Source organism: Pseudomonas sp. AC242 (assembly GCF_979258655.1).
Genome location: NZ_OZ409873.1, coordinates 3,631,501 through 3,637,500, shown reverse-complemented (window position 1 = coordinate 3,637,500; position 6,000 = coordinate 3,631,501). Strand labels below are relative to the sequence as shown.

Sequence of the window (6,000 nt, the reverse complement as noted above, 5' to 3'; positions counted from 1 at the left end):
CACCGAAGCTACGGGTATCACCTTCGGGTGATGCGGTAGAGGAGCGTTCTGTAAGCCTGTGAAGGTGAGTTGAGAAGCTTGCTGGAGGTATCAGAAGTGCGAATGCTGACATGAGTAACGACAATGGGTGTGAAAAACACCCACGCCGAAAGACCAAGGTTTCCTGCGCAACGTTAATCGACGCAGGGTTAGTCGGTCCCTAAGGCGAGGCTGAAAAGCGTAGTCGATGGAAAACAGGTTAATATTCCTGTACTTCTGGTTATTGCGATGGAGGGACGGAGAAGGCTAGGCCAGCTTGGCGTTGGTTGTCCAAGTTTAAGGTGGTAGGCTGAGATCTTAGGTAAATCCGGGATCTTAAGGCCGAGAGCTGATGACGAGTGTTCTTTTAGAACACGAAGTGGTTGATGCCATGCTTCCAAGAAAAGCTTCTAAGCTTCAGGTAACCAGGAACCGTACCCCAAACCGACACAGGTGGTTGGGTAGAGAATACCAAGGCGCTTGAGAGAACTCGGGTGAAGGAACTAGGCAAAATGGCACCGTAACTTCGGGAGAAGGTGCGCCGGTGAGGGTGAAGGACTTGCTCCGTAAGCTCATGCCGGTCGAAGATACCAGGCCGCTGCGACTGTTTATTAAAAACACAGCACTCTGCAAACACGAAAGTGGACGTATAGGGTGTGACGCCTGCCCGGTGCCGGAAGGTTAATTGATGGGGTTAGCTAACGCGAAGCTCTTGATCGAAGCCCCGGTAAACGGCGGCCGTAACTATAACGGTCCTAAGGTAGCGAAATTCCTTGTCGGGTAAGTTCCGACCTGCACGAATGGCGTAACGATGGCGGCGCTGTCTCCACCCGAGACTCAGTGAAATTGAAATCGCTGTGAAGATGCAGTGTATCCGCGGCTAGACGGAAAGACCCCGTGAACCTTTACTATAGCTTTGCACTGGACTTTGAATTTGCTTGTGTAGGATAGGTGGGAGGCTTTGAAGCGTGGACGCCAGTTCGCGTGGAGCCATCCTTGAAATACCACCCTGGCAACTTTGAGGTTCTAACTCAGGTCCGTTATCCGGATCGAGGACAGTGTATGGTGGGTAGTTTGACTGGGGCGGTCTCCTCCTAAAGAGTAACGGAGGAGTACGAAGGTGCGCTCAGACCGGTCGGAAATCGGTCGTAGAGTATAAAGGCAAAAGCGCGCTTGACTGCGAGACAGACACGTCGAGCAGGTACGAAAGTAGGTCTTAGTGATCCGGTGGTTCTGTATGGAAGGGCCATCGCTCAACGGATAAAAGGTACTCCGGGGATAACAGGCTGATACCGCCCAAGAGTTCATATCGACGGCGGTGTTTGGCACCTCGATGTCGGCTCATCACATCCTGGGGCTGAAGCCGGTCCCAAGGGTATGGCTGTTCGCCATTTAAAGTGGTACGCGAGCTGGGTTTAGAACGTCGTGAGACAGTTCGGTCCCTATCTGCCGTGGACGTTTGAGATTTGAGAGGGGCTGCTCCTAGTACGAGAGGACCGGAGTGGACGAACCTCTGGTGTTCCGGTTGTCACGCCAGTGGCATTGCCGGGTAGCTATGTTCGGGAAAGATAACCGCTGAAAGCATCTAAGCGGGAAACTTGCCTCAAGATGAGATCTCACTGGAACCTTGAGTTCCCTGAAGGGCCGTCGAAGACTACGACGTTGATAGGTTGGGTGTGTAAGCGCTGTGAGGCGTTGAGCTAACCAATACTAATTGCCCGTGAGGCTTGACCATATAACACCCAAGCAATTTGCGTCGAAGAGACCAGATTGCGGTGTGTGAAGACGAAACGAACCGAAAGTTCGAAAGACTCACAAAACACCAGCTGTCACATACCCAATTTGCTGAAGCGAGGCCACAAGGCCACGACTCAGTACCCGAATTTCTTGACGACCATAGAGCGTTGGAACCACCTGATCCCATCCCGAACTCAGCAGTGAAACGATGCATCGCCGATGGTAGTGTGGGGTTTCCCCATGTGAGAGTAGGTCATCGTCAAGATTAAATTCCGAAACCCCAATTGCGAAAGCAGTTGGGGTTTTGTTTTGCCCGCAGGAAAGTTTTCGCGGGACAACGCTGTCCCAGCCGTCGCAAGAAACGGCCATTGGGGAAATTCCTTCTGAAATGACCGGGCAGTTTTTGGTATGGTGCAGCTCGTTTTTTAACGGACTGATGTCATGCCCACGGATCGGCACTCATTTATGTCAAAGAGTTGCTGTAGAAATGCCTGAACCCATCCCGATCAAGGACCACGAAAAAGAGACGCGCCTGGTCAACAAACGGCTGATCGCCTGCGCCTTGTTCGTCTTCGCCATCAGCTGCGCCCTTGTCGTGCGCCTGTACATCCTTCAGGTGGTGGAATTCGACTATCACTCGACCATCTCCGAAAACAACCGCGTCCACGTCTTGCCGATCCCGCCGACACGCGGTTTGATCTACGATCGTAATGGCGTGCTGCTTGCGGATAACCGTCCCAGTTTCAACCTGACCATCACCCGCGAACGCGCTAGCGACGTCAATCAAGAACTGGATGAGGTCATCAATCTCCTGCACCTGCCTGCAGAAGATCGCACAGTCTTCGATAAAGCCATGAAGCAGTCCCGCCACCCGTTTACGCCGGTGACGCTGTTCTATGAGCTGACGGAAGAGCAAATTGCCGTACTAGCCGTCAATGAGTTCCGCCTCCCCGGTCTGGATGTCGAGCCACAGTTCGTCCGCCATTACCCACTTGGCGCGCACTTTGCCCACTCGATCGGTTACGTCGGCCGGATCAACGAAAAAGAATCCAAGACCCTCGACTCGGTCGAATATCGCGGTACCCAATCCATTGGCAAAACCGGCATTGAGCGTTTCTACGAAGCGCAGTTACACGGCCACGTCGGTTACGAGGAAGTCGAAACCAACGCCCAGGGTCGCGTACTCCGCGTGCTCAAACACACCGATCCGGTGCCTGGTCAGAACATCGTCCTGAGCCTCGACATCAAGCTGCAGGAAGCTGCCGAAGCCGCGCTTGGCGATCGTCGTGGTTCGGTGGTAGCGCTCGATCCGTCGACCGGCGAAGTGTTGGCCATGGTCAGCAATCCCAGCTTCGATCCGAATCTGTTCGTCACCGGTATCAGCTCCAAGGAATATTCGGCACTGCGAGATTCGATCGACCGGCCTTTGTTCAACCGCGTACTGCGCGGTCTCTATGCACCGGGCTCGACGATCAAGCCAGAGGTGGCCATCGCTGGCCTAGACGCTGGTGTTGTGACGCCGCAAACCCGCGTCTTCGACCCCGGTTATTACCAGCTCCCGGACTTCGATCACAAGTATCGCAACTGGAATCACAGCGGCGACGGTTGGGTAGACATGGACGCGGCAATCATGCGTTCCAATGACACCTATTTCTATGATCTGGCCCACAAGCTCGGTATCGATCGACTGCACGATTACATGGCGATGTTCGGCCTCGGCGAGAAAGTCTCGCTGGACATGTTCGAAGAGTCGCCCGGCCTGATGCCATCGCAAGCATGGAAACGTGCGACCCGCCGGCAAGCCTGGTTCCCTGGCGAAACGGTCATCCTTGGCATCGGCCAGGGCTACATGCAGGTCACGCCGCTGCAACTGGCTCAAGCCACGGCATTGATCGCTAACAAAGGTGTATGGAACCGGCCGCACCTGGCTAAAACCGTCGATGGCGTCGCCCCGGTCGATGAGCATCCGATGCCGAACATCCTGCTCAAGGATCCGCGAGACTGGGAGCAGGTCAATCACGGCATGCAGATGGTGATGCACGATGCCCGGGGTATCGCTCGTGCGGCCGCCGCCGGTGCGCAATATCGCATCGCCGGCAAGAGTGGTACCGCGCAAGTGGTGGCGATCAAGCAGGGCGAGCGATACAACCGCGAGAAAACCCTGGAACGCCATCGCGACAACGCCTTGTTCGTTGGCTTCGCCCCGGCCGAGCATCCGAAGATCGCGATTTCGGTGATGATCGAAAACGGCGAGGCCGGTGGTCGTGTCGCAGGCCCTGTGGTGCGGCAGATCATGGACGCCTGGCTGCTTGATCAGGACGGCCATCTCAAGCCGCAGTACGCCGCGCCGACCAAAGCGCCGGGTGACCCGCACGTTTAACCTTCAACAGTTCACAGTACCGGCTCATGCAAGCTGAGCCGGTACTGTGAACTGTCCTGCAAAGCCTATTTGCAGCGGTAACCCTCGGGCATCGTGACGGTGTAATTGCGCTGCAGACGGTCCTCGAAGTTCAGGTTCTGCAAGCCTTGTTCCACTAGAAAGTCTTCAACCTTGGAGGATTGGCAGTCCTCGTTATAGGACGAAGCGCGGAGCAGGTAGACCGGGCGCTTACTGACTTCATCGCGGGCAGTGGCAACGAAGGTGCTGAGCGTGGTGTAACCGGTGCGCTCCGAGGTCCCTACCGGTCCATAGGTCGTGTTCGGTTTACTCGTGCAGGTCAGTCGATCGTTTTTTTTCTTGCTGGTCTTGCACACGGTAGAGGTGCTGGTCGGCACTTGCCCATAGTCGGTGGCGGTATAGCGGTAGGTCACCTGTCGGCTGCCGACATCGAGGCTGACGGTCATTTTTATCGGCGCATGGTTCTTCGGCAGACTGGCGTCGGTATAGACCTCCTGGAAACCCCTGTCTTTCAGCGCGTTAACCATGTCGCGAAGATAGTAGCGGGCATTAAGAGCGTTTTCGTCGCTGCCACTCGCAGACGTCACCAGCACAATCGCCTTTCGGTCAAAATGATAGTCCGGATCGGGTGTCGCATTTAGCGCTACGTCCATTTGCGTGGCGCAGCCGCTGATCAACGCTGTCAGTAAAAACAGCGCGCAGAGTAAAAACCGGGTCATGACAAAGCCGCCTTATAAACTAAGGATTGAATAAGAGTTAAACGGTGTGGACTGGCGACAATTAACTTGCGCGCCTGCGCAAGGCTCAGTCTTTCTGGTATTCCAGCAAATCGCCTGGCTGGCAATCGAGTGCTGCGCAGAGCTTGTCCAGGGTGGCCATCTTCACGCCCTTGACCTTGCCATTCTTCAGTAATGACAGATTGGCCTCGGTGATGCCCAGCAGGCTGGCCAACTCTTTCGAGCGAATTTTTTGCGTGGCCATGACAACGTCAAGGCGGACGATAATGGTCATTGTATTGTTCTATATGTATTGGCTTTGCTCATCGCTGAGTACTTTTGCATCGCGCATGATAATTGAAAACAAACAGAGCAATACGCCTTTGACAATCTCGTAGGCAGAAGTGGAAGACAGGCCAATCGAGAACTGAAAAATGCGATCTCCAGGTGGCAGATCAATCGACAGTGTCAAACCTTGCAAGGTCTCTACCAGCGGGTAGGCGGCCGGAGAAATGATGCACAGAATCCCCACTCGCCACAGCAGCTTGATGTTGCGCTCGGTCCAGGTTTCGCCGCGGGACAAGCGCAGAAAAAACAACCCTGTCAGCCAGAGTACGTAGGTCGAAAGCAGAACGGGCAGGAAATCCAGAACGACGAGCAGCGCAGTGACCAGTGGCGAGAGCCATGTGTCAGGGGCAAGCAGCGCACCTTCGACAAACGGATCAAGCAATTGCGGCGAGTTTTCGGCGAAGGCGTAGAGCAGAGCCGCGAGCATTTCATCCGTTTTGAAGAACCAGATCGAAGCGTTGCCACCAACCTCGGTCACCCCCAAAACCCAGACAAGAATCGCTGCCAGTAGTCCGACCCAATGCATGCGTTGCAGTGCCAATCCGTTGTTACGAGTACTCATGAAAAATCCTTGCGGTGTCATTGGGAATGACTAATTCTCGATGTTAAATTATCGAATCGCAATAATAAATTGTTCCTGTTTTGTGAAGATCGCTCTTGGTGTCGAGGTGCCGGGGCTACAGCAGCATCTTCAGTGCATTCGCTTTGGGGGATTTCAATGTCGATAGGCTGTCGAATTCGAAGCAAGTCGATAGAGGAGGGGCGCGATCCACTCGGTGGGCG

4 protein-coding genes and 2 rRNA genes (1 of these 6 only partly in view) are annotated in these 6,000 nt (G+C 54.6%); 3 read left to right on the top strand and 3 right to left on the bottom strand.

Annotated features, from left to right (window positions below; genetic code table 11):
- The 3 genes from ACZZ0A_RS16260 to mrdA all read left to right on the top strand — a co-directional run.
- Positions 1-1,753: ribosomal RNA gene (locus tag ACZZ0A_RS16260) — 23S ribosomal RNA — on the top strand; it begins 1,141 nt to the left of the window's first position.
- Positions 1,754-1,904: 151 nt separating this feature from the next.
- Positions 1,905-2,020 (top strand): 5S ribosomal RNA (rrf, locus tag ACZZ0A_RS16255).
- 222 nt (positions 2,021-2,242) lie between these two features.
- Positions 2,243-4,135 (top strand): penicillin-binding protein 2, encoded by a 1,893-nt coding sequence (gene mrdA / locus ACZZ0A_RS16250; RefSeq protein ID WP_095114290.1) that lies wholly within the window; start codon positions 2,243-2,245, stop codon positions 4,133-4,135.
- A gap of 65 nt (positions 4,136-4,200) precedes the next feature.
- Here mrdA and ACZZ0A_RS16245 read toward each other — a convergent pair whose 3' ends face one another.
- The 3 genes from ACZZ0A_RS16245 to ACZZ0A_RS16235 all read right to left on the bottom strand — a co-directional run bounded on the left by ACZZ0A_RS16245 (position 4,201) and on the right by ACZZ0A_RS16235 (position 5,779).
- Entirely contained in the window at positions 4,201-4,872 is a 672-nt protein-coding gene (locus ACZZ0A_RS16245) for a hypothetical protein (RefSeq protein ID WP_463543455.1), read from the bottom strand.
- Positions 4,873-4,957: 85 nt separating this feature from the next.
- The gene (locus tag ACZZ0A_RS16240) at positions 4,958-5,164 is read right to left on the bottom strand and encodes a helix-turn-helix domain-containing protein (RefSeq protein WP_007910409.1); all 207 of its coding nucleotides are present in this window, start codon (positions 5,162-5,164) and stop codon (positions 4,958-4,960) included.
- A gap of 9 nt (positions 5,165-5,173) precedes the next feature.
- Positions 5,174-5,779, bottom strand: a complete 606-nt coding sequence (locus ACZZ0A_RS16235) for a hypothetical protein (RefSeq protein WP_007910411.1) — start codon at positions 5,777-5,779, stop codon at positions 5,174-5,176.
- Between the last annotated feature and the right edge of the window lie 221 nt (positions 5,780-6,000).